This window comes from Micromonospora sp. R77, assembly GCF_022747945.1.
GTDB lineage: Bacteria > Actinomycetota > Actinomycetes > Mycobacteriales > Micromonosporaceae > Micromonospora.
This window is the reverse complement of the sequence record NZ_JALDST010000001.1, coordinates 6,125,013-6,148,993: the sequence shown is the minus strand read 5'-3', so window position 1 is coordinate 6,148,993 and position 23,981 is coordinate 6,125,013. Positions and strand designations below refer to the sequence as shown.

19 protein-coding genes and 1 pseudogene are annotated in these 23,981 nt (G+C 70.8%); 4 read left to right on the top strand and 16 right to left on the bottom strand.

The genetic code is table 11. The features are described from left to right. Positions 1-19: 19 nt before the first annotated feature. From MRQ36_RS28475 to MRQ36_RS28445, 7 genes and pseudogenes are all read right to left on the bottom strand, one after another. Positions 20-4,852, bottom strand: a pseudogene (locus MRQ36_RS28475) (amino acid adenylation domain-containing protein); the annotation flags it as partial. 186 nt (positions 4,853-5,038) lie between these two features. Then, on the bottom strand, positions 5,039-5,278 hold the full coding sequence (locus MRQ36_RS28470) for an MbtH family protein (protein ID WP_242799831.1): 240 nt from the start codon (positions 5,276-5,278) through the stop codon (positions 5,039-5,041). Next, entirely contained in the window at positions 5,275-6,552 is a 1,278-nt protein-coding gene (locus tag MRQ36_RS28465; RefSeq protein WP_242799830.1) for an MFS transporter, read from the bottom strand. Before MRQ36_RS28465 ends, MRQ36_RS28470 begins: the two co-directional genes overlap by 4 nt. Continuing rightward, the gene (locus MRQ36_RS28460; protein ID WP_242799829.1) at positions 6,549-7,832 is read right to left on the bottom strand and encodes a glutamate synthase-related protein; all 1,284 of its coding nucleotides are present in this window, start codon (positions 7,830-7,832) and stop codon (positions 6,549-6,551) included. The genes MRQ36_RS28465 and MRQ36_RS28460 overlap by 4 nt, the downstream gene beginning before the upstream one ends. Further along, positions 7,829-8,836, bottom strand: a complete 1,008-nt coding sequence (locus tag MRQ36_RS28455) for an asparagine synthetase A (protein WP_242799828.1) — start codon at positions 8,834-8,836, stop codon at positions 7,829-7,831. Before MRQ36_RS28455 ends, MRQ36_RS28460 begins: the two co-directional genes overlap by 4 nt. Continuing rightward, positions 8,833-10,170, bottom strand: coding sequence for a methylaspartate mutase (locus MRQ36_RS28450; protein WP_242799827.1), 1,338 nt, complete (start codon positions 10,168-10,170; stop codon positions 8,833-8,835). The genes MRQ36_RS28455 and MRQ36_RS28450 overlap by 4 nt, the downstream gene beginning before the upstream one ends. Further along, positions 10,164-10,661 (bottom strand): cobalamin B12-binding domain-containing protein, encoded by a 498-nt coding sequence (locus MRQ36_RS28445; protein ID WP_242799826.1) that lies wholly within the window; start codon positions 10,659-10,661, stop codon positions 10,164-10,166. The genes MRQ36_RS28450 and MRQ36_RS28445 overlap by 7 nt, the downstream gene beginning before the upstream one ends. 181 nt (positions 10,662-10,842) lie before the next feature. Between MRQ36_RS28445 and MRQ36_RS28440 the strand changes: the two genes are divergently transcribed. Beyond that, positions 10,843-10,998, top strand: coding sequence for a hypothetical protein (locus MRQ36_RS28440; RefSeq protein ID WP_242799825.1), 156 nt, complete (start codon positions 10,843-10,845; stop codon positions 10,996-10,998). Between the two features lie 19 nt (positions 10,999-11,017). Here the strand turns inward: MRQ36_RS28440 and MRQ36_RS28435 are convergent, their stop codons facing one another. Both MRQ36_RS28435 and MRQ36_RS28430 read right to left on the bottom strand, forming a co-directional pair. Beyond that, positions 11,018-13,945, bottom strand: a complete 2,928-nt coding sequence (locus MRQ36_RS28435; RefSeq protein WP_242799824.1) for an AfsR/SARP family transcriptional regulator — start codon at positions 13,943-13,945, stop codon at positions 11,018-11,020. Between the two features lie 225 nt (positions 13,946-14,170). Then, on the bottom strand, positions 14,171-14,596 hold the full coding sequence (locus tag MRQ36_RS28430) for a hypothetical protein (RefSeq protein ID WP_242799823.1): 426 nt from the start codon (positions 14,594-14,596) through the stop codon (positions 14,171-14,173). Positions 14,597-14,747: 151 nt separating this feature from the next. Between MRQ36_RS28430 and MRQ36_RS28425 the strand changes: the two genes are divergently transcribed. Then, positions 14,748-15,443 carry a DinB family protein gene (locus tag MRQ36_RS28425; RefSeq protein WP_242799822.1) on the top strand — a complete coding sequence of 232 codons (696 nt, stop codon included), beginning with the start codon at positions 14,748-14,750 and terminating at the stop codon, positions 15,441-15,443. A 92-nt stretch (positions 15,444-15,535) separates the two neighbouring features. Here MRQ36_RS28425 and MRQ36_RS28420 read toward each other — a convergent pair whose 3' ends face one another. Next, the gene (locus MRQ36_RS28420; protein WP_242799821.1) at positions 15,536-17,035 is read right to left on the bottom strand and encodes an FAD-dependent monooxygenase; all 1,500 of its coding nucleotides are present in this window, start codon (positions 17,033-17,035) and stop codon (positions 15,536-15,538) included. 122 nt (positions 17,036-17,157) lie between these two features. Next, positions 17,158-17,778 carry a TetR family transcriptional regulator gene (locus tag MRQ36_RS28415; RefSeq protein ID WP_242799820.1) on the bottom strand — a complete coding sequence of 207 codons (621 nt, stop codon included), beginning with the start codon at positions 17,776-17,778 and terminating at the stop codon, positions 17,158-17,160. 417 nt (positions 17,779-18,195) lie between these two features. Between MRQ36_RS28415 and MRQ36_RS28410 the strand changes: the two genes are divergently transcribed. Further along, on the top strand, positions 18,196-18,822 hold the full coding sequence (locus MRQ36_RS28410; RefSeq protein WP_242801423.1) for a nucleoside monophosphate kinase: 627 nt from the start codon (positions 18,196-18,198) through the stop codon (positions 18,820-18,822). Between the two features lie 822 nt (positions 18,823-19,644). On the opposite strand, the gene MRQ36_RS28405 is transcribed toward MRQ36_RS28410, so the two are convergent. The 5 genes from MRQ36_RS28405 to MRQ36_RS33625 form a co-directional block, all read right to left on the bottom strand. Next, a complete protein-coding gene (locus MRQ36_RS28405) occupies positions 19,645-20,736 on the bottom strand; it encodes an IS630 family transposase (protein ID WP_242795455.1) in 1,092 nt (363 codons plus the stop codon). Between the two features lie 66 nt (positions 20,737-20,802). Further along, the gene (locus MRQ36_RS28400; protein ID WP_242799819.1) at positions 20,803-21,255 is read right to left on the bottom strand and encodes a dihydrofolate reductase family protein; all 453 of its coding nucleotides are present in this window, start codon (positions 21,253-21,255) and stop codon (positions 20,803-20,805) included. Between the two features lie 452 nt (positions 21,256-21,707). Further along, entirely contained in the window at positions 21,708-22,148 is a 441-nt protein-coding gene (locus tag MRQ36_RS28395; RefSeq protein ID WP_374250855.1) for a hypothetical protein, read from the bottom strand. A gap of 66 nt (positions 22,149-22,214) precedes the next feature. Beyond that, positions 22,215-22,418 carry a helix-hairpin-helix domain-containing protein gene (locus MRQ36_RS28390; RefSeq protein WP_242801421.1) on the bottom strand — a complete coding sequence of 68 codons (204 nt, stop codon included), beginning with the start codon at positions 22,416-22,418 and terminating at the stop codon, positions 22,215-22,217. Positions 22,419-22,779: 361 nt separating this feature from the next. After that, complete coding sequence (locus MRQ36_RS33625; protein ID WP_278187619.1) at positions 22,780-22,911, bottom strand: hypothetical protein; 132 nt, start codon at positions 22,909-22,911, stop codon at positions 22,780-22,782. A gap of 316 nt (positions 22,912-23,227) precedes the next feature. Here MRQ36_RS33625 and MRQ36_RS28385 point away from each other — a divergent pair, with 316 nt between their 5' ends. Next, positions 23,228-23,914, top strand: a complete 687-nt coding sequence (locus MRQ36_RS28385; protein ID WP_242799818.1) for an HAD family hydrolase — start codon at positions 23,228-23,230, stop codon at positions 23,912-23,914. The last annotated feature ends 67 nt before the right edge of the window (positions 23,915-23,981 follow it).

Sequence of the window (23,981 nt, the reverse complement as noted above, 5' to 3'; positions counted from 1 at the left end):
GCCGGACGGCGAGATCGGCCACGGTCGGCGCGGCGAACAGCGCGGCGAGGGGCACCTCCACCCCCACCGTCGCGCGCACCCGGCTGACCAGCCGGGTCGCCAGCAACGAGTGCCCGCCGAGGGCGAAGAAGTCGTCGTCGACGGTCACCGCAGGCAGCCCCAACACCTCGGCCATCAGGCCGCAGAGGATCTCCTCGCGCGGGGTGCGGGGCGCCCGACCCGCCGACGCGGCGGCGAAGTCCGGGGTGGGCAGCGCGGCCCGATCCAGTTTGCCGTTGGCCGTGCGGGGCAGCTCGGTCAGCAGGACCACGGCGGAGGGGACGAGGTGACCGGGCAACAGCTCCGCCGCGTGGGCCCGTACCTCGGCGGCGGTCACGGACCGGGAGACCACGTAGGCGACCAGTCGGTTGCCGTGCGCGGGGTCGGCGAGCGCCACCACGGCCGCCTGGCTGATCGCCGGATGGGCGGTCAGCGCCGCCACCGCCTCCGCCGGTTCCACCCGGAACCCACGGATCTTGACCTGGTCGTCGACCCGGCCCAGGAACTCGAGGACCCCGTCGGCGCGGCGCCGGGCCAGGTCGCCGGTGCGGTACATCCGCGCCCCGGCCGGACCGGACGGGTCGGCCACGAACCGGGCCGCGGTCTGTCCGGGCTGGTCCAGGTAGCCCACGGCGAGACCGACGCCGGCCACGTACAGCTCGCCGGCCACCCCGGGCGGGACCTGGCGCAGGTCGCCGTCGAGGACGTACGCCCGCTTGTTCGCCACCGGCAGGCCGATCGGTACGGTCGCACCGGTGACCTCGGTGACGTCGCTGAGCGGGTGCCAGGTGGTGAAGCCGAGACTTTCGGCGGGTCCGTAGCCGTTGACCACCACCAGCCCGGGCCATCGGCGCAGCGCGGCGGCGACGTGCCCCGGTGAGGCCGGCTCCCCGCCGGTGAAGACCCGCCGCACCCCGCGCAACGACTGCGGGTACTCGTCGACGAGGTGGTTGAAGAGGCTGGCGGAGGTCTGCAGCATGGTGACCCCGTGCCTGGCCACCAGTTCGGTGATCCGTTCGGGGTCCGGCCGGCCGTCGGGGTGCAGCACGCAGACGCCACCGAACAGCAGCGCCCCGAACAGTTCCAGCGCGAACGCGTCCCAGGAGACCGGGGCGCACTGGAGGAAGACCTCTGCCGGGCCGAAGTCGGCGTACCGTTGGCCCGCGTAGGTGCCCACCAACGCCCGGTGGGCCGCCACGACCCCCTTGGGTGTTCCCGTGGAGCCCGAGGTGAACATGACGCATGCCGGGTCGTCGGGTCGGACCGCGACGGCCGGCGGCGTGGCGGGGCCGTCTTCCGAGGTCCCGTCGTCGAGGTGCAGCCGTCGGGTGGTGGCGGGCAGGCGGCCGGAATCCGGTCGCCGGGTGACCACGAGGGGCGTCAGCGCGGCGACCGCGGCGATCCGGGCGGCGGGAAACGCCGGGTCGAGCAGGGTGTACGCCCCACCTGCCTTGAGCACCGCGAGCAGCGCCACGACGAGGTCGACACCGCGTGCGAGGTACACGCCGACGACGACGCCCGGCCGTACCCCGGCCTCGACCAGTCGGTGCGCGAGCCGGTTCGCGCGGGACTCCAGCGCCCCGTAGGTCAGCATCGCGTCGCCGGTGGTCAGGGCGGTGGCGTCCGGGGTCCGCGCCGCCTGCTCGGTGATCAGGTCGTGCAGGCACCGGGCGGGACAGGGCGCGTCGGTGTCGTTCCAGTCGGTCAGGGCCGCCCGCTCGTCCGGGGTGAGCAGGTCCAGGTCGCCGATCGGGAGTCCCGGGTCGGCGGTGAGCACCGTCGCCAGCCGCTCGGCCAGCGCGGCGACGGTGGTGTGGTCGAACCGGTCGGTGGCGTACTCCAGCACACCGGTGATGCCGGCCGGTTCACCGTCGGCGGTGTGCTGCTCGGCCACATCGAGCATCAGGTCGAACTTGGTCGCCGCCGGCCGGCTCTCCGTCACCGTGGCGCCCATGCCCGGCACGGTCTCCGTCCCGGTCGCGTTCTGCAGCACCAACAGCACCTGGAACAGCGGGTGCCGGGCCGGGTGCCGGTGCGGGTTCACCGCTTCGACGACCTGGTCGAACGGGACGTCCTGGTGCGCGAAGGCGGCCAGGTCGGTGTCCCGGACCCGGTCGAGCAGCCGACGCAGGGACGGGTTGCCCGAGGTGTCGGTGCGCAGCACGAGGGTGTTGACGAAGAAACCCACCAGGTCGTCGAGGGCGACGTCGGCACGGCCTGCCACGACCGTGCCGACCGGCACGTCGGTTCCGGCGCCGAGCCGGGTGAGGGTCGCGGCGAGCCCCGCGTGCAGCACCATGAAGACGGTGGCGCGAGCTGCCTGGGCGACCTCGACGAGCCGGGCGTGCAGGTCCGCGGGCAGCCGGAAGGGCACCGTGCCGGCCGCGTGGGTCGGCTCGGCGGGACGCGGCCGGTCCGCGGGCAGCGGGATCTCGGCGGGCACGCCGTCGAGACGTTCGCGCCAGTACGCGAGTTGCCGGTCGGCGACGCCACCGTCGAGGACGTCACGCTGCCAGAGCGTGTAGTCGGCATAGGCCACCGGCAGGGGGTCCCAGTCCGGGGCATGTCCGGCGAGCCGGGCCTGGTAGGCCAGGCCGAGATCGCGCAGCAGCGGACGCATGGACCAGCCGTCGCCAGCGATGTGGTGCAGCACCAGCACGATCAGCGTCTCGTGCGGGGCGTGCAGCACGGTGACCCGCAACGGGGATTCGCCGGCGAGGTCGAACGCCTCGGTCGCCTCCGCGCGTACCGCCGCGTCGGGATCGGGGCCGACCGGGGCGGTACGCAGCCGCGGTGACACCGACGTGACGTCGGCGACGCGCTGCCGGGGGCGCCCGTCGACGGCGGGGAACACGGTACGCAGCACCTCGTGCCGTTCCGCCAGGTCCCGCACCGCCGCGCCGAACGCGGCGACGTCGAGCGGGCCCGCCACCCGCACCACGCGAACGAGGTTGTACTTCTCCGGCGCCCGCTCGAACTGGTCGAGGAACCACAGTCGCTGCTGGGCCGCCGACGGCTCCAGCTCGGCGGGCCGGCGGCGGGGGTGCAGTGGCGGGCGGGCCGCCGGTGCCGCCGGGACCACGTCGGCGAGCGCCTCCGGTGTCGGCGCCTCGAACAGGGTCCGGATGTCGATCTCCGCCGTCAGCTCGGCGCGGATCCGGCTGATCAGCCGGGACGCCAGGAGGGAATGGCCGCCCAGGTCGAAGAAGTCGTCGTCGACGCCGACCATGGGCAGCCCCAGCACGTCGGCGAAGAGCGCGCAGAGCGTCGCCTCCGTCGGTGTCCGTGGCGCGCGACCGCGCACCTGCGTCGTCGGGGCGGGCAGGGCGGCGCGGTCGAGCTTCCCGTTCGCGGTGATGGGCAGGGCGTCGAGGATCACCACGGCCGCCGGTACCAGGTGTTCGGGCAGCCGGGTCCGCGCGTCGGCCCGCAGGTCCGCCGCACTGGCCTCGGCGTCGGGCACGAGCACCACGTACGCGGTGAGCCGCCGGTCGCCGGGCCGGTCCTCCCGGACGACGACCTCCGCCTGGCGCACCGCCGGATGCTGCGTCAACGCCGCCCGTATCTCACCGGGCTCCACCCGGAAACCACGGATCTTGACCTGCTCGTCCGCCCGGCCGAGGAAGTCCAGCACCCCGTCCGCGCGCCAGCGCACGAGGTCACCGGTGCGGTACATCCGCTCCCCGGGCGCGTCGAAGGGGTTCGCCACGAACCGCTGTGCCGTCGTCCCGGGCTGGTGGATGTACCCGTCGGCGAGCCCGACACCGGCCATGTACAGCTCGCCGACGGTCCCGACGGGCACCGGGTCGAGGTTGTCGTCGAGCACGTACACCCGTTTGTTGCGGAGCGGACCGCCCACCGGGATCGCCCGCGCGGTGTCCGCCGGGGCGATCCGATGGCAGGTGGTGAAGATGGTCGACTCGGCGGGTGAGTAGCCGTTGACGAGATTCAGGTCGGGGCGGCGGCGCAGCAGCCGGGCCACGTGCGCGACCGAGGCCGGCTCACCGCCGGTCAACACGTTCCCCACCCGGTCGAACACCCCGGGGTGCTCGTCGAGCATGTGGTTGAGCAGACTGGCCGACAGGTGCAGCACCGTCACACCGTGCCGCTCGACGAGGTCGGCGATGGTCAGCGGCTCGGGCCTACCGCCGGGGTGCAGCACACAGGTCCCGCCGTGCAGCAGCGCACCGAACAGCTCCAGGGCGAAGGCGTCCCACGACACCGGCGCGCACTGCAACCACACCTGCGCCGGACCGAACGCCACGAAGGACTGGCCGAGCAGCGTGCCCACGACGGCCCGGTGCGGCGTGGCTATCCCCTTGGGTCGGCCGGAGGAGCCCGAGGTGAACATGACACAGGCGAGATCCCCGGCAGTGACGCCGACGCCGTCGCCGTCCGGCACAGCGGGTGAGCCGGTGGTGGTGCCGGCGTCGACCCGGATCAGCTCGACGGGCGCGTCGGGCAGCCGGTCGGCCGCGTCGCGGTCGGTGACGACGAGCTGGCAGCGGGCCTCGGCGAGCACCGTACCCAGCCGGGACGGCGGGAACGCCGGGTCCAGCAGGGTGTACGCGGCTCCCGCCTTGAGCACGGCGAGCACCGCGACGACCAGCTCAGGTCCGCGCTCCAGGCAGATGCCGACCACCTGACCGCGGCCGGCGCCCCGTCGGCGTACGCGCGCGGCGAGCAGGTCGGCGCGCTCGTCCAGCTCCCGGTAGCTGAGCCGGTCGTTCCCGGACACCACGGCGGTCGCCGTCGGCGTGCGGGCGGCCTGCTCCGCGATCAGGTCGTGCAGGCACGCGTCGGCCGGGAACACGGCAGCGGTGTCGTTCCACCCGGCGTCGGGCCACCTGGGCGGGGGCACCTCGACGTGACCGGGCACCTCGTCCGGTCGGCGCGGCTCGAGGCGAGCATCATCCGTTCCCCGCGTCCCTGTTCCCGTGCCGGCCGGTGCCCCGACGTCGCCGAGCCGCTGCTGTGACTGAGTCACCGTCGACCATCCCTACTTGTCGGTGGCGCGCCCGGTCAGGACGGCCGGGTTCGCGCCGGTGGAGAGGCCCGCCGGGCGCAGGTCGGTCCAGCAGCGTTCGATGTGGTCCAGGCAGGCCTGCCGGCTGTCCTCGCCGAAGGTCACCCGCCACCCGGCCGGCACGGCGATCCGGGCGGGCCACAGCGAGTGCTGGTTGTCGGCGTTGACCAGAACCAGGTACACGCCGTCCTCGTCCTCGAACGGGTTGGTCACGACACGTCCTCCTTCGGTGCGGTGGGAAAGTCCCGGGCGGACTTGATGGGGCCGATGAGCCGGACGAGCTTGCCGAGGATCACGGCGACGGTGATCACCCACAGCGCCTGCCGTACGCCGAGCACGGCGCCGAGCCATCCGCCGAGAACCGCACCGACGGGGATGATCCCGAACTGGATGAACCGCGAACTGGTGTAGACCCGGCCGAGCAGGTGTGACGGGCAGTACGACTGCCGGAACCCGGTGACGACGACGTTGCCGACCACCATGCCGATCGACGGCACGAGGATCCCGAGGACGAACAGGGCCAGCCCCGGCCCGTTCTGGGTCAGGGGTACCAGCAGGCAGAAGGGTGCGGTCCCGATCGAGAAGAGCAGCAGGGTACGGGCGGTCCCGAGCCGCCCGGCCACCCGCCGGGCGATGATCGCGCCGAGCAGACCGCCGACGAAGTCCGCCGCGAGCAGGAACCCGACGGCGCCCGGCGCGGCACCGACGGTGCGGATCAGGAAGAGCACCGTGAGCGCGTACATCGCGTTGAGGGTGAAGTTGTCCACGGCTGCGCTGATGGCCAGGATCCGCAGGTACCGGTCCCGTCCCACGTACCGCAGCCCTTCGCCGATCTCGTGTCGGGTGCTGGTGCGGTGCGCGGCGGGAGCGGGCAGCACTTCCGCGACCCGCATCCGCAGCAGGCACACCGCCGAGACGACGAAGGTGACCGCGTCGACCAGCAGCCCGGTCACCGCGCCGGCGGCCTGGGTGATCAGGCCGCCCAGCGGCGGCCCGGCCAGGTTGGCCACCTGGTCGGTGCCCTGGAGTTTGGCGTTCGCCTCGGCCAAGTCGGTCTTGTCCACCACCGCCGGCAGGAAAGCCTGGTAGGCGGTGCTGAAAAACATCGACGCGGTGCCGGCGACGAAGGACACCACGATCAACTGTCCGACGCTCAGGAGGCCCAGCCACGCCGCCAGCGGGACGCTGACCAGCACGGCGATCGAGACGGCGTTGGCGGACAGCATGGTCCGTCGGCGCGGGTAGCGGTCGATCCACGCCCCGGCGGGCAGGCCCATCAGCAACCAGGGCAGCCACGCCATCGCGTTGATCACGCCCATGGTGACCGGGGTGGCGTCCAGGGTCACGACCGCCACCAGGGGGAACGCCACGCCGGTCACCGCGCTGCCGGCCTTGCTGGTCGCCTCGCCCAGCCAGAGCAGCCGGAAGTTCCGGTGGCGCAGCAGACCGTCCGGTGCCCGGACCGGCGGCGTATCGGTGAGATTCATGCCAGCTCCACTTCCCGCTCCGGCCACTGCGGATGCCAGGTGTCCTGCTCGGACAGGCTGGCGACCGTGTACCGGCCCAGCGCGCTGATCAGGAGCCGCAGTTCCAGCGCCAAGCAGTCGACGAGCCGGATCAGCCCCGCCTCCGGGTCGGTGTCGGCGGCCAGGATCGCGGCCCGACCCAGACCGACCGCGTTCGCGCCGAGGGCGAGCGCCTTGGTGGCTCTCGCGCCCTCCCACATCCGGCCGCTGACCAGCAGGGGCCCGCTGGCCGGTGACCGGCCGATCCGGCGCAGGCACTCCACCAGCGGCAGGCCGACGTGGGCGAGGAACACCGACGGCGCCCAGCCGGTGCCGCCCTCGGCCCCGTCGACGGTCACCGCATCGGCGCCGGCGGTCCAGGCGACCTCGGTGGCCTCGGCGATGTCGCGGCCGGGCGGCAGCTTCACCCAGACCCGAGCCCGGGGGTAGTTGTTGCGCATCAGGTGGATCTGGTGCGCCAGGATCTCCTGGGTGAACGTGCCGGGGGCGCTGGACCGCAGCACGCTGGGGCAGTCGGCGCCGAACACGGGGTCGAGCAGGTACTGGTCGCCGAGGCGGCCGGCGGTCCGCTCCGACACCAGGGTCATGCCGCCGAGCCCGGGCTTGGCGCCCTGGCCGACCTTCAACTCGAAGCCCAGCCGACCGCTGTCCAGCAGCGGCTGCGCGGACGGGTCGCTGTACACGAGGTTCCACACCTCGGCGTCGGCGTCCTCGGTGCTCTGCTGCACGACCACCCCGCCGAGCCCGTCCGGGACGGCGGCGCAGTACTCGCGCAGCCTTCCCAGTAGCGCGCTCTCGCCGGCCGGTCCGAGCCGCCCGTACCCGTTGACCGGCACGACGTTCTCACCGATCACCATCGGCAGGCCGAGGGTGCCCGCCTGCCGGGCCACCGCCCGGCCGAGGTCCGCGCCGGCCACCTGCGTCGAGCCGAAGGCGGACACGTACGCCGGCAGCGGGGCGGCGAACCCGCCGACGCGGGTGTGCAGCTCGACGTCGCGGTACGTCGGTTCACTGGCCAGGTCGATCAGTTTCTCCAGCCGCAACGGCATGAAGACCGGCGGCACCAGGCGCAACGCGTCGAGCCCGTCGGCGGGTGTGACGTCGCCGGCGCCGAGGAGGGTGTTGCCGTAGCTCGCCCGAGGCGGGAACACCGCCTCGGTGCCGGTCCGGGCCCGGTGTCTGACCGCCTCCTCGGGGAACGTGTCGGCCCGCAGGGCGGCCGGTGCGCCGCTCGTGCTCACGGCGCCACCACCCCGGGCACCTTCGGGTAGGCGCTGGCCTGCCACACCGCGTCCAGCCCGGCCACGTAGCGGGTCAGCCGCTGCACGCCGATGCCGAACCCGGCGCTGGGCGGGATGCTCTCGCGCAGCATCCGCAGGTACCACCCGTACTTGGCGGGGTTCTCCCCCGTCTCCCGCATCCGGGCGACCACGGTGGCGTAGTCGGACTCTCGTTCGCCGCCGCTGATCAGCTCGCCGTAGCCCTCCGGGGCGATCAGGTCGAAGTTGCGCAGCGTCCCGGGCCGGTCCGGGTCCTCCCGGTCGTAGAAGCCGCGGGAGCCCTTCGGATAGTCGGTGACGAAGAACGGCCGTGCGGCGGCGCGGGACAGCAACTCCTCGCCGGTCCAGTCGATCTCCGCCGCGGAGCTCTGGTCGTGCCCCGACGCCCGCAGCCTGGCGACCGCCTCGGCGTGGGTGCACTGGTCGAAGGGGCCCGCGAGCAGCTCGTCGAACGCGCTGACCTGCCGGTCGAGCACGGCGAGGTCCTCCGCGTGGTGGGTGACCACGTGCCGGACGGCGTGGGTGATCAGGCCGGTGGCCACCGCGATGACCTCGTCGCGGCCGGCTCCGGCCATCTCCACGTCGATCTGGTGGAATTCCGCCAGATGGCGGTTGGTGTTGCAGGTCTCGAGGGGTTCCAGCCGGACGTTCGGGGCGATCGAGTAGATCCGGTCGAACGCCTGCAGCGAGGCCTGCTTGTACAGGATGACGCTGGTCATCAGCTTGTAGCGGTGACCGTAGTAGTCGACGTCGACCTGCTTGGCGCCGCGTGCGCCCGGATCGGTGACGGGGCCGATGATCGGTGCGAGCAGTTCGACGAAACCGGCGTCCGCGAGGTATGCGCGGGCGGCGGTGAGGATGCCGTGCTGGACCCGCAGCGCGGCCCGGGTGACCGGTGCCGACAGATGCTCACCCGGCGTGCCGGGCAGCGACGGGGTGACGGTTCGTTCGGAGGTGGTGGTCATCGCTCAACTTCCACTCGGGTTGTGGTGGTCTGGCCGGCGTCGCACCGGCGCTCCACATGGGACAGGGCTTTCATCAGGTCGGACGCGGTGAGTGGGCGCGGACACGCGATGTCCGCCGGGATGGGCATGTTTCCGGTTCGGGCCCAGCGCAACCGGCCCCACTCGTCGATGAAGGTGGCGCTGCGGCCGGCGTTGTCGGGGTGCAGGCAGTAGGGGACGTCCAGGTGCCCACGGGCGAACGCCGACAGCAGCGCCCGACCGATGTCGGCGTGCAATGCCAGAGTCGCCTCGATCAGGGTGCTCGCCTCCCGGTACACCTGGCCGACGAGGTCGTCCGGACCGCCGCCGCCGGGCAGCACATTCGCAGAACCACCGGCGCCGACGTCGGGGCGCGTCCGGTCCGCGGCGGCGGCCGCAGCCCGCAGCGCGGTCACGTTCTCCTGGACCGTCGGGATCCGGTGCGCCTCGGCGGCGGTCTTCACGATCAGGCGGGCGGCGCCGGCACGTACGGCCATCTCCGCCGCGAGTTCCAGCAGTCGGGTCGCGCCGGGCACGCTGCGCGGGTACACGCCCATGTAGGTGTAGACGACGACGTGCCACTGCAGGTCGGGCAGGTACTCCCCGGCGAGCCGGCGCAGTGCCCGCACCGCGGCGACGTCCTGGTCGGTGTCGGTCTGCTGGGCGTAGCTGAGCGACACGCTGCGCAGTCCGTGGGCGCGGAAGAAGAGCGCTTCGAGCACGCTCATGGCGACCAGCAGCCCCGGCGGGCACAACTGGCCCATCAGGCAGCCACCGAATGTCTCCAGGTGCGGTTCGGGGCCCCGACCGGCGGCTGCGGCCAGCGTCTGGCACGACTCGGTCCAGTTGCGTACCGACTCGCGCAGCGGGGTTCGGCCGTAGGGCAGGCAGTAGGAGACCGGGCCGCCCTCGGTGCTGTGGAGGCCGACGTCGAGCAGGGCGGTGAAGATCCGGCGGGGGTCGGCTGAGCCGTGCCGTACCTGGACGGGAAACTCGGGTCCGTGCACGTCACGCAGCACCGCACGGGTGGTCGCCGGGTCGTGCGCCACCAGCGGGTAGCCGTTGAGGTCGGTGCCGGCGGCGAGGGCGTCGCGGGCGGCCCGGTGGTCTCCGACGCGGGTGTAGCTGTCCAGGGTCAGCGTGCCGACCGTGACAGCCGGCGCCGAACGTACCGCGTGCAGCCCGGCGCGCATCCGCTCCGGGTCGCTGAACCCCATGCGCGGTTGCACCACCAGGTGTCCGGACGCGGCGGCCTGGCTGACGAAGTCCCCGAAGGCGACGTCGGTGACGGCAGCGGGTGTCGGACCGGTCAGCATGTCACGGCCGCGGGCAGCGAATCGACGAAGGAACGGAACAGCCGCAGGGTTTCCGCGAACGGGTCCACGTCCTCACCGGCAACGCCGACCATGTCGTCGCCGAAGACCGCGTCGTAGCCGGCGGCGATGAGTGTGGCGACCCGGTCGGCGGCGCCCTGCTCACCGGTCACGCCGAGCTTGCCGCCGATGACCACCGGCAGCCGCGCGGTGTCGGCACGCTGCCGCAGCGCGCCGATCAGCCGCAGGCCGTCGTGGAATCCGTGTCCGTTGACGCTGCTGACCACCACCAGGTCGGGGGTGGCACGTGCGCACTCGTCGAGGAGCAGTGCCTCCGGTACGCAGGGGCCGAGGTTGGTCACCCGGTGGCCCCACTCCTGGAGGAGGAGCTGGAGGAACACCAGGTTCCAGGTGTGCGCGTCGGAGGACACGCCACTGATGACGATGTTGAGCCGTGCCGTGACCGGGGCCGCCGTGGCGTCGTGGTTTCCCATGCCGGCAATCGTCGGTGGAGGTTCTATCGGCAGGTTATTGCCACGTCCTCACCGTTCACCGGCGAACATCGCCGGCACCCGGCCCGACAATATGGGGCCGATAGCACCGGTCCCTAGCGTCAATCGCGTCAACCCGGACCACATCGGGATCAGGTCCGGAAAACCGTCGAAGGAGTCAGAAATGGGCAGCATCCGCCGGGCCATCGCTATCGCAACGCTCGCCGCCGGCATCGTCACCGGGCTGGTGACGGCAGCCGGCCACGGCACGGACGGCCACGCCTCGGCCGATCAGGGCACCTCGACCACCGTCGTCATGATCGACACTCCGTGGGAGTAGCCCGACCCGGCCGGACACGCTATGCGCGACCCGCCTCAGGGTCGGACTGCGGGGCGGGCGGCTCCCCCGACAGTGACCGCAGCGCCTCGCGGGCCTTGACCTCCCAGGCCGGCAGGCCACGATCGACAAAGGTACGCAGCGCCTCGGTCGCCAGCGCGATCGCGTGGTCCGGTTCCTTCTCCGAGACCAGTAACGCCAGGTCCAAGCCGGCCCGGGCGACGCCGACCTGGTGGAGGATCTTCCGCCCGCTCGCCATGGCCGCCCGCAGCAGTTGCTCCGCCTCGTCCTGCCTGCCCAGCCGGGCTTTGATCACCCCGAGCGCGTGCAGCGCGTAGACCTCTCCGTACACGTCCCGGTTGCCGCGGACCATTTCCAGGACCGTCTCGGTGACCAGCTCGGCCTCGGTGTCCCGCCCCTGCAGGCGCATCGCCGTACCCAGCCGGTGCAGCACCTGCGCCTCCACCCGGGTTCCGCCGACATCCTGGCAGATCGCCAGCGCCGCGTTCAGGTTGTCAATGGCTCGTCCGTACTCACCCACGTCCAGGTCGATGCGGGCGAGCTGGTTGAGCGCGTGGGCCTGGCCGATGCTGTCGCCGACCTCGCGGAAGGCGGCGATCGCCCGGGCGTATCCGGCCGCGGCCTGGTCCTGAGCGCCCTCGTGGTAGTCCACCGAGGCCAGATTCCGCCAGACCATCGCGAGACCGTGGGTGTCACCGAGATCGGTGAACATGTCCAGGGCGGGGGTGAGCACGGCCCGCGCGGCACCGAAGCGGGCCCGGCTCAGGTGCAGCGATCCGAGGGAGCACAGCAGCGCCGCCTCACCGCGCCGATTGCCCGCGGCGCGTACCGCCGTCAGAGCCGTCTCGTGCGTCCGTTCCCAGTCCTCGGTGTACCGGTTCGCCTCGAACAGGGTCACCAGGCTCACCGCCAGCTCCCAGCTCAGCTCGTCCATGCCCGCGGCGGCAGCGGCGTCGACCGCGGCGCACAGGTTCAGCCGTTCGTCGTCGAGCCAGCGCAGCGGGTCGTCGAGCGTCCCCGGCGGGAAGCCACCCGGTGGACACCAGCGTGGAGCGGTCCCCCGCAGGACGGTGTAGTCACCCCCGTAGAGCCTCGTGTGCGCCTGCTCGGCGAGGGCCAGCCACCCGCCGAGCAGGCGGATCCGTGCGGCGGCGACCGAGGCCGGATCCTCGTCGGAGGCCAACCGGTCGTGGGCGTAGAGCCGGATGATGTCGTGGAAGGCGTACCGCCCCTCGGCCTCCAGACCCACCGCCCGCACGTCGAGCATCTGGGTGTCGACCAGCAGGTCCAGCTCCGCGTTGGCCCGGCGCAGATCGTCGTCCAGCAGCGCGGCAGCGACCCACGGGGGCACGCTGTCCCGGGACGCCAACGCCAGCAGCCGGAACAGGCGGGCGGTCCGCTGCTCCAGTCCGTCGTAGGTGAGGGTCAGGCTGGCGCGCACCATCATCTCCCCGTACGCCAGCTCGTCGAGACGGTGTCGTTCATCGGCGAGCCGGCCCACCATCGACGCCAGCGACCAGTGGGTCCGCGCGGCCAGCCGGGCGGACACGATGCGCAGCGCCAGCGGCAGGCCGCCGACCACCTGCACCAGGGCGAGCGCCGCGGTCGGCTCCCGCGCCACACGCTCGGCACCGACCACGCGGGTGAGCAGGGTCAGCGCCGGCTCGGCGCTGAGCACATCCACATCGACCAGTTGTGCCCCGGAGATGTCGGTGAGCCGGGCCCGGCTGGTCACGAGGACCGCGCACGTGTCGCTGCCCGGCAACAGCGGGGTGATCTGGTTACCGGTCGCGGCGTCGTCCAGCACCACCAGGACGCGCTTGTCCGCCAGCAGGGTGCGGTAGAGGTCGGCCCGTTCGCCGGGGTCGTCGGGGATGCTGGGACCGGGCAGGCCCAACGCCCGGAGGAACCGGGCCAGCACCTCCGCGGGGTCCGCCGGGGTCTGCTGCATCCCGGCCAGGCTGCAGTACAGCTGCCCGTCCGGGAACCGGTCGCGGGCGAGCCGGTGGGCCGCGTGTACCGCCAGCGCGGTCTTGCCCACCCCGGCCTTGCCCGCCATCACCACCACCGGCACCGCGCGGTCGTCCGGCTCGGCCATGACCGAGATGATCTGGGCGACCTGCGCGTCTCGACCGGTGAAGTCCGCGATGTCCGCTGGGAGTTGATGCGGGACGGTCCGGGGCGGGCCCGCCTCCGCAGGCGTCAGGCGCAGCGACGGGTCCTCGGCCAGGATCGCGGTCTCCAACCGGCGTAGCTGCTCACCCGGCTCGATACCCAACTCGTCGACGGTGATCCGCCGCCCGGCGCGATATGCCTCCAGGGCCTCGGCCGACCGACCGGACCGGTACAGGGCGACCATGAGCTGACCGCGCAGCCGTTCCCGTAGCGGATGAGCAGCTACCAGACCTCCGAGCTCCGCGGCCAACCGGTGATGACGGCCGAGCTGGAGCTCGACGTCGATGCATTCCTCCATGGCGCTGAGGCGTTCCTCGCCGAGGGGCACCGCCCGGGCGGGTAGCGACTCGCTGACGTCCCCGCCGAGCGCCGGCCCGCGCCACAACGCCAACGCGCGGCGCAGCAGTTCCGCAGCCTCGGTGAGCAGGCCGGAGCGCTTGGCGTCGACGGCCTGGGCCACCAGACCACGGAATACGCAGATGTCGACGCTGTCCTCGGGAACTCGCAGGAGGTAGCCCGGGGGCTGGGTGACGATGACGTCCGTCAGACCGATCGTGGCCAGCGTGGCGCGCAGGGCCGACACGCAGATCTGGACCTGGCTGCGCGCGGTCACCGGTGGCCGATCGGCCCATACCGCGTCGATCAGGGAGTTCACGCTGACGACCCGGTTGACGTCGAGCAGCAGCGCGGCCAGGATCACCTGCTGACGGCCCGGGGGGATGCGTACCGGCGCGTCATCGGGACCGATTTCCATGGGCCCGAGCATCCGGAAAACCACATCGGCCACGGCGTTACCCGGAAGTCCGGCGTCCATCCCCGTCTTTTCTTCTCCACGCTGCCTGCGACAACAGGTACCCGCCTGCCGCAGCGGTCTCACACAGACCGTATCCGGGTGATGGCGGAGTGACAACTGCAGTGGTCGGACCACCGGCCGGACCACGGTCGGTCGTCGAGTCGGGTCCGCGGCACCACGTGCGAATCAGCTGGATGCGTCCCCGTGGGCAGGAGGTGGCGACCAGGGTGTCCAAGACGTGGCGAAGCACTGCCGGTCGACGAAAAGAGCATGGTCGGATACGCGAAAGATGTCCACCAAGTCGTATGTCTCGCCGCCGACCGTCAACCGATACACGGCAGCGAGCCGCCGGTCCGACCCGAACACGTCGATCACCGCGTGGTGCACGCTGGACCCCGACCGGAGCAACCAGGCGAGCATCTCGGGTACGGCTGCCCCGCCGCCGGACCCCATCGGTGGTGTCCCCGCCTCGAACAGCGAGGCGTACCCGTCAAGATCTCCGGTGTCCAGGTAGACGTAGCAGAGCCGGACGTGGTCCACGGCCGCCGCCAGCGCTGCATCGATCCGCAGGCCCCGCCGCACCCCGTCCCGGTCCATCGCGACCCACCTCATCCCCTGAACCCTCAGTTCCTGACCACGCTCGCACCGACCCCCATCGCGGCGCTATTTCCTCCAATCCCTGGAACAGCAGATCGCGCGACCGTCAGGCCGGAACGATGCCGACGGGGGCGGTAGCGAGAACTCCCAGGCAATTGACAGCGCCATGGCCATCAGCCACGCCCTTGGACGTCGCTGCTTCCCGCACCGCGACCACCTTCGAGTCCGATCAGAGGTCGCGCCCGATGGCGACGTGGTGGGCGGCGGCGGCGAGCATGCTCAGCGGCGGGAGCGTACGTTGACGGAAGATCGCTACTTGGGCAGGCTGCGTAGCATGACGCAGCAACCACCAGCCGTTCCGGCTGAGACAGCCGACTGGACCTTCGTCATCGGCATGGGGTGCCAGCAGTGCGGGTTCTCGGCGCAGGACGTCGAGTCCACGGGTGACCGGCTGCGGGCCACGATCCCCTTCTGGCGGGAGTCGCTGTCCCGGGAGGACGCCTCTCAGCGGCCGGAACCGACGGTGTGGTCTCCCGTGGAGTACGCGTGCCACGTACGCGACACCTGTCGGATCTTCCGTGAGCGGCTGGAGTTGATGCTGAGGGAGGACGATCCGACTTTCGCGAATTGGGACCAGGACGTTACCGCTGTCAAAGCGGATTACTTCCATCAGGTTCCGACGGAGGTGGCCGACCAACTGGCTGCGGAGGCTGAGGCGACGGCGGCAGCGTTTGACGGGGTGAAGTCGGATCAGTGGGACCGTCCGGGTCGGCGGAGTAACGGGTCGTTGTTCACGGTGAAGACCTTCGCGATCTACTTCCTGCATGACATCGAGCATCACGTGCATGACGTGACCCGCTGAAGCTCCGTCTGCAGACACGCGCTCACACGGAGGGCGAACAGGCTCCCGAGATCTCGCCGACACCCGCCGGCGATTCAGGATCTGACTCTCGGTCAGAGGGGAAGGCCGAAGTGTCGGGTGAGTGCGGCGCGCAGCGTGCCGGCGTCCCCCGCGGACCAGGCGACGAAGCAGTCGGGGCGTACGAGCAACGCGGTCGCGGCCGTGCCCTGCAAGGTGCCGGTGACCACGTCCACCCGGTCCCGCCACGGCGCGGCGACCTCGGCGTAGGCACCGGTGGCGTCCAGCAGCAGCGGCCGGGCGGTGCGGGTCAGCTCGGCGAGGCGGATCGGGCCGTGGGCGTCGTGCACGACCACGTCGGGGGCGCAGCGGCCAGCCAACGGGTCGGCGGGGTCAGCCGGGTAGTGGATGTCCGCGCCGGACATCAGCGCCGCGATGTGCCCGGTCACCTCCGGCTTGCGCAGCAGTTCGGCGAAGAGTTCCCGCAGGCCGGTGATCTCGTCGCCGGGCCCGATCAGTGCCGACTGCGCCTGGGACGACATGACGACCCGTTCCGCGACGGGTCGGCGCTCGGTCTCGTACGTGTCGAGCAGGCCCGACGGCGCCCAGCCCCGCACCGTGGCGGCGAGCTTCCAACCGAGGTTGACCGCGTCCTGCAGACCCAGGTTGAGACCGGGGCCACCGATCGCGGAGTGCACGTGCGCGGCGTCGCCCAGCAGCAGCACCCGCCCGGCGCGATACCGGGCGGCGATGCGGGTGTTGCCGCCGGCCAGCCGCCGCAGCAGGCCGGGGCCGTCAGCAGCACCGAGGGGGATGTCGACGCCGAGCACCCGGGCGACGCTGGCGCGTAGCTCCGCCAGGCTCATCGGGGTCCCGTCGCTCGTCGGCGTGTCCGGCCACTCCGTCGTGCTGAGGATCGCCGGGCGGCCGGGGAACGGGGCCCAGGCGATCAGGCCGCGCGCGGTGCGGGTGTGCTGGAACGGCGGGACCACCCCGTAGCCGAGGGCGACCAGGCCGCCGGTCCCGGGGTCGAGGCAGGACGCGGGGACGGTCACGGTGGCGGTGCGGGAGACCGACCGGTCGTTGGTGACGCCGGGGAAGTCGATACCAGCCAGTCGGCGCACCGCGCTGCGGCCTCCGTCGGCGCCGACGAGGAACCGGCAGGTGAGCCGCGTACCGTCGGCAAGCTGGACCTCGACCGCGTCGGAGCGTTGCCGGAGGTCGACGACCTCATGACCGCGGCGCAGGTGCACTCCGAGCTCGGTCGCGCGGGCGGCGAGAGTGGCCTCCAGTTGGGCCTGGGGCACACCGAGCGCGTAGTGCGGGTTCTCGGCGAGCATCGTGAGGTCCAGCGGGAACGCGCCGAAGGTGAAGGCCGGCAGGGGGGACGGCGGGGCGTTCTCGCCGCTGAGCCGCGCGTAGAGGCCGCGCCGGTCGAGCAGGCGGACGACCTGACCGACGAGGCCGTTGGCGCGGGGCTCGCCGGTGGGCGCGGCGTGGCGTTCGAGGACGACCGGGTGTACGCCGGCGAGGGCCAGTTCACAGGCGAGCATGAGCCCGTTGGGGCCGGCTCCGACGATGACGACATCGATCATGATCGTGATCCTTTCGGGGCGTGCGGCATTGCCCCGGCGGGCGCGGCACGCGGCCGGGCCCGCCGCGGGGTGTGACGCGGCTGGAGGTGTGGGTGAGCTGGTGTCCTGCGCGAACCTGGGCGTCAGCGGGACGGCACCGGGAGTCCGGCGGCGATCTGGGTGAAGGCGTCGATGATGAGGCGATCGATCGGGGTGGGCGGGTCGCCGCTGTCGAGATAGTGCCGCATGGCGACGCCGACGGCCGCGCTCGCGGCGGCCGCGACGAGCCTCGGATACATGTCGGCGGCAAGGTCGGTGCCGGTACGCTCGGCGACCGCGGCGGCCAACTCGGCCTCGGCGATCGCAGCCGCCCGCAGCCCTTCGGCCTGCAACGCGGGTTCGGCCAGCATGGCGCGTACGCCGGCCGCCCACTGGGGGTGTGCGGGCGATGGCATCGCCTCGACCTCGGGGCCGCGCGTGAACTGCTCCAGCGCGGCCTGGGTGAGCGCCACCCAGAGCGGCTCGTCGCCGGGCCGTTCGCGCAGCGCGGCGGCGGTGCGCAGACTGCGGTCCAGGTGGCGGGAGGCGATCGCCTCCGCCTTGCTGGAGAAGTAGTTGTTGAAGGTACGCGGGGAGACACCGGCCGCCTCGGCGATGTCCTCGACGCGGACGTTGTCGTAGCCGCGCTCGGCGGTGAGGTGGATCGCGGCCCAGCCGAGCGCCGCCCTCGTCTCGGCCTTCTTGCGCTCCCGCAGCCCCGTCATGCCACCACGCTATCAATTCTTGCGCAAGACGCAAAGATGCGCGCCACGCATAATTCTCCCTGCTGCGTCGCAAGAGATCACTCAGCAAAGGCGGAGCACCGATGGCATCGTCCACGGTGGCCGCCCACCTCAACCGCCGCACCGAGCCACTCCCTCGCACCAGGCGCAGCACCGCAGTTGAAGGTCGTTCTGTACCCCCCTGCCGCTCCCACCTGCTCCCCGATCGCAGCCCTTCTGCCGGCAATCCAAGGCACTCTGAGGCGGCGACGCGGCGAGGAACTACTTCTCCTCACTTGCACGTTCCCTCCGGGCGGCCGGCAGGCCAGCCCACGAGCCGACCGCAGCCGCACCCAGCGATGACCGTCTCGACGCCCCGCCCCTGTCCCGCTGCCGCACGGATAGGCTGCGCGGGTGCGCATGGCCGTTCTCGGACCACCCGGCTCCGGCCGTGACACCGTCGCCAGCGCCATCGCCGAACGTCTCGGCGTTCCCTGCATCAGCCTCGCCAACGTTGTCCAAGCCGACATTTCCGCCAGGACGCCGGCGGCGCTCCAAGCCGTGAAGTATATGAACGCTGGTCGACTCGTACCAGATCATGTCCTCCTGTCCATGATCCGCAACCGGCTCACGCAACCAGACGTCGCCGAGGGCTTCGTCCTCGACGGTTTCCCCAACCACGTCGTCACCGCGGTCGCGCTCGACGCCCTGCTGTCCTACCTCGGCACACCCCTCGACCGGGCAATCGACCTCGTCCTACCCGACACCGAGGTCCTACGCCGCCTGACCGGCCGTCGCACCTGCCGCGGCTGCGGCAGAACCTGGCATACGGAGCTCGCCGCCCCCGCACACCAAGGCGTCTGCGATCGCTGTGGAGGCGAACTGTTCCAACGCCCCGACGACAGCTCCCACAGCATCACCGCAGGCCTGCAGTCCTACCGACCAGCCGCAGCGGTCACGCTCAACCATTACCGCGCATCAGGCAAGCTGATCTCCATCGACGCCACCCTCACCCCGGTCGAGATCACCACCGGAGCACTCGCATAACCGGCGAGCACCCCCGCAGCCCGGACACAGCAGGAACCACCCACGCGCCACCTCCATGAAACACCCGGCCGCGTCGACACTCGCCGCGCCGGCGTCAACCGCCGCCCCGGGTCGGTCATCGACCGGACCACGATCTCGAAGCGGTCAGCCGAGACGCGGTAGCAGTTGTCTAGTCCCACCACATGCTTGACGCGGTAGCAGTTGGTTGCCGAATTCCGCTCTACAGATCAAGGCGGCCCGCAAGCGGGCCGCGCCGGCCCGGCCCCGGCCTGCTGGCGACCTCCGGCCGGCATCGGCCGGGCCGGCCGGCCACGCTCCGGAGCACCTGGAGCATGAAGGGTTGAGGCGGGACGATCGCCATCGCGGTTGCTCTCCATCGAGGGCGGGGCGATCGCTGCCGCGCAGCAGAGCTGCTTGCCTCCGAGCCATGCGGGCACTGTTCGCGGTTCGACGACGAGAGCCAGGGCATGGTCCTTCCCCCGGATGCCCAATCCTCTACGGCCGGCGTCAAGGGCGCTGCGCGTCGGCATGCCGATGGCCTACGGCCACCCTTGACCCCGATCGGGCGCCGCAGTCCTTGGCATCTATCCGCGGGATGGGGGCAGACTGGCGCCTCGCCGCTCGATCTCCCTCACGAGTCCCGCTTGTACCTCGTGTAACGGTCAGGGTGAGCGGCATATCTCGATCGGCGCTCAGGCCGGAAGAGCGCGGTACCCCAAGAGCAGGTGTCCGGAAGGTGTGGACTGCGCGTCAAGCAGCGTCAGCCGGCGCAGCGTGTCGTCGTGGTCGAACAGCTTTCGCCCGTCGTGGGCTAGTGCCTCGTCACGCGGCCTTGAAGGGGTAATCTGGGTGGCGGATCTTGGACTTGGTCGCGTATCCCGTTTTCGGACGGGCGCGCTGGTTGTGCCAGCGGATGTAGTCGCCGATGACGGTGTCCTGCTCGGCGTGGGTGCGGTGGTCGGTGCCGTTGAGGGCGAAGTAGCGCAAAGCGGCGAACTCGGCTTCGATCCAGTTCAGCCAGGAGCTGTAGGTCGGCAGGAAGACCAGCTCAACGTCGTTGGCCTGGCACCAGGCCCGGACGGTGGGGTGCTTGTGCGGGGAGAAGTTGTCCAGGATCAGATGCAGCGTCTGTCCTGGCCAGCGGCGCCGCAGGGTCTTGAGGAAGTCGAGGAACTCGCTCGATCGTTTCCGGTCCCGGATCCGGTAGTGGATTCGTCCGGTGGCCAGGTCGAGGCTGGCGATCATGTGCCGGACACCGTGGTCACGGTGGTAAGTCGCCCGGAGTCGGACCGGGTTGCCCTGCGGTTTCCAGGCTTTGCCCGGCCGGGGCTGCAGGTTCAGCGGCCCGAACTCGTCGACGCAGATGACCCGGCCGCCGGCCGGTGGATGGTCGTAGAGGTCGAGGACCCGACGCATCTTGGCGGTGAAGTCCGGGTCGTTGCTGGCTTTCCACGTCTTCGACGTCTGCCAGGTGACGCCGCGTTCGTGCAGGATCCGCCGGACGGTCTCGATGCTGATCGTGTCCACCTGGCCAGTGGCGATCAGGTAGTCACGCAGCTTGGACAGCGACCAGGTCGAGAACGGCTGGCCGAGGAAGCGGGGGTCACACCGGGCGATCACACAGATCCAGTCGCGGGTCTGCTCATTGATCTTGTTCGGTGTGCCCCCTCTCCATTTTGGGTCCAGCGCGTCGAACCCCCGCTCGTTGAACGCGTGGATCACGTCGCGGACGTAGTCCTCGGTGGCCTTGAGCAGGTACGCGATGTCGGGCGCCGGCTGGCCCTGGCCAGACATCAGAACCACGATCGCCCGGCGCAGCTTGACCGGGTTCTTCGCGGTCCGCGTGATCTTCTGCAGCCGCTGGCCCTCGGCCATCGACAGCGCCCGCACGAACACCTCCGGGCGTCGTCCCACCCGGCATCACCTCCCACACAACAGCGAGAGGGACAGCCTGCCCGAGACGGCCTCCGAACCGACGGATTACACGGCCAACGTCCAAAGACGAGGCACTAGCGCCGGAGTGATGACCAGTCGCAGCTCGTCGACCAATCCCGCTTTGAGGAGAGACTGGGCCAAGCTGATGCTGCCGTGCACTCCGATGTCACCGCCCTCCTGACGCTTGAGAGACGCAACATAGTCGGCGACCGGAACATCCACCAAGACCGTCCCAGCCCACTCCGTGGCGGGCTTACTGGACGTGATGACGTGCTTGGCTGTGCGGTTGATGAAGGTGGCGAACGGTTCGACGTCCGAGCTGGGCCAGTAATCCACCCAGTAGTCGTACGTACCGCGTCCCAGCAGCACGATATCCTGCGTGCTGATGACGCTGGAAAGGTTCTCGAAGACCTGCTGATCGACGTCGAACATCCAGTTTCCCGGCTCTTCGGCAACTCCGTCTAAAGACAGCAGCTCATAGACCACGACCTTACGCATAATTTGGTGTCCTCCGGTCCGGCGGCGGTCGCCGCGATGACGATGCGGTGGGTTTAGCGTAAGACACCGCCGTTTGGTCCACGACTACGAACACCATTCCGAGACGTCCGAGCGCACGCTCCGCTGAAGGGAGCCATCAACAAAACCTGCGGATTAGCAGGTGGCTGTACAGCCATCGGTACAGCCAAGCCCGCCGACGGACACAGCCCGGGACAGACCACGGGCGAAATGGCGTGCTGCTGAGCGGTACTGACCGACGCCGGCAGACAGCCGTCTTGATCTTTGCAAGGCAGGGGTTAGGGGTTCAAGTCCCCTGGGCTCCACCAGAACTTCCATCGGTTGACCTCGGTCCCGAGTAGAGCCAAGCGGTCACGCCGTCCCTCCCCGCCCAGCCACGGTCGCTGGCCGAGGCAGCCTGACGAGCCCGCGCCGGAGGTGCCCGTGTGCGGCCGTCATCCGGATCCACGCGCGATTCTTCTTCTAATACTCCAACGCCACTTGGCCTGTCTGCGCTGGTAGTGGGATCGTCGGGCTCGGGCTTGGGATGTTCGTCGCCAGATCGACCAGTGCAGGGTGTGTGCTGACGGTAGCGGTGTGGCGAGGATGAAGGCGTTGAGGAGTCGGCGGATCTCGGCGACGGTCAGCGCGATGATCTCCGGATCAGCGTCGGGCTGCTGCGCGGTGGCGGCGAGGATGCTCAGGACGGCCAGGGCGAGCATGGCCAGGGTGATGAAGCGGTGCCAGCCGGTCCAGCCGCGGACCTGGTAGTGGTCCAGGCCGACCTGGCCTTTGCCGGTCTGGAACAGCTCTTCGATGCTCCAGCGGGAGCCGGCGACGGTGACGAGGGTGTGCAGCGGCACCGGGCGGGGTGACCAGCACAGGTAGAAGGCCAACTCGCCGGTGGTGCGGTTGTGGTGCCCACGCCACGCCCGACGTCGAAGCCAAGTGACGGTGGAGTGCTAGCCCAGACTCAGGTTGTGCTCCTCAAGCGTGCTCTGGATGATCTCGAGCGCTTTCGGGCCCATGCCGTGTAGCTTGGCCAGCTCAGTACGCGGCACCCCGGCAAGCTCACTCAGAGCCGTGTAACCAGCGTTGTTCAAGGCCCGCGTCGCTGGCGCACCGATCTTCGGCAGAGTGCCGAGGGAAGAGTCCACGCTCCTCATAATGTCGGGTCCGATCCACAACTGCACCGTCATCCCGTAGCGCGCCGCGATCTGCCTCAGCTACGTCCAACGCCGAAGCCAAGTGACGTAGTCGATCTTCCAGTCGGCGTAGACGCCCACCGTGCCGTCGCCAGTGCAACGCAGTCCAACGCTGATCCATCGGACCTCACCGTCCGTGCGTAGGGCGAAGCCGGGGGCAGCTTGGAAGACTTCACCGCCGCATGGGCACGCACATTCGTCAGGCTCGGCGTCCGGCCAGTAATCCGCGCTGTCCGCGATGAAGGCACGCTCACCACAGGCCACGCAGCAGACTTGCGCGCAGCCCTCCGCATCGTCAGCGAGGACAGTGAACGCTTTGCCTTCACACCGGAGGCAGACCACCCTCCTTTACCCGCGCCACCAGATAGCCGCCGGGCGGGAACTCACGGAGGTGGTCGGCAAGGTCTGCGAAGTCCTCGCCGCGCCAGAACTCGCCGCTTCGGTCGATCGCCACCGGCGCAGCCTGCCTGAGTTGCTCGACGGTGTCGAGGGAGAGGTCGGGTGTTGGCCATCACCGCTGCCCGTCGTAGCAGAAGTGCGGCTGTTCGGGTCAACTGGGCTCCACCAGAATTTCCACCGGTGATCTCAGGTCTGCGTACCGCCAAGCGGTGACGCTGTGCCCCTGCAGGTGCAGCCGGTCCAGGCCGAGATCCGACCCACCTCTCCGCCGGCGAGCCGTTCCTCGGCGGTGGGATGCCATCCCGCCAGCCATCGGCGCAGGCTGTCCGAACAGACCGTGGCCAGGGTGACGATCTCAGTAGGATGCCGAGATGTCCCAACCGGTGATCTTCGACCTCTTCCACACCTTGATCCAGGGGGCCGACGAGGAGCGTGACCGGGTGGTCGGCGAGATGGCGGTCATGGTGGGGGTGGCTCCTGTCGAGCTGGTCGCCGCGTACCACGCCACCTGGCGGGACCGGCTGGTCCGGTGGGACGTGGAGGAGACCGTCCGCATCCTCGCCGGACGCCTCGGCGGCACACCAACCAACGAACAGGTGACCCGCGCCGGTGAGCATCGGCGAGCTCTCGGGCGCCGGGTGCTGAACAACGTCTCGACCGCCACCCTGGACGTGCTCGACGCGCTACGCGCCGACGGGCATCCGCTGGCCCTCATCAGCAATGCCACCTCGGACACTGCCGAAGCATGGCCGCAGAGTCCGCTCGCCCGACGGTTCGATGTCGCGATCCTCTCCTGCGATGTCGGGCTGGCCAAGCCCGACCCGGCGATCTACCACCTTGCTGCCGAGCGCCTGGGGGTCGAGGCGGCGGAATGCGTCTTTGTCGGCGACGGCGCAGACGGTGAGCTGGCCGGGGCGGCAGCGGTCGGTATGACCGTCTTCCGGACCATGGAACACAACGACACCGATCCTGGTTGGGGCGGGCCAGCTTTCGCTACCCTGGGCGACCTGGCCGCCATACTCCGAGAGGCGTCCAAGGTCATGGCGCCGGCCGAGTAGAGCGGTCAGTACCGCCAAACCCGGTTCGAGTTCGCGCGAGGTCATCAGCGTTGTCGTCTGTGGGCCC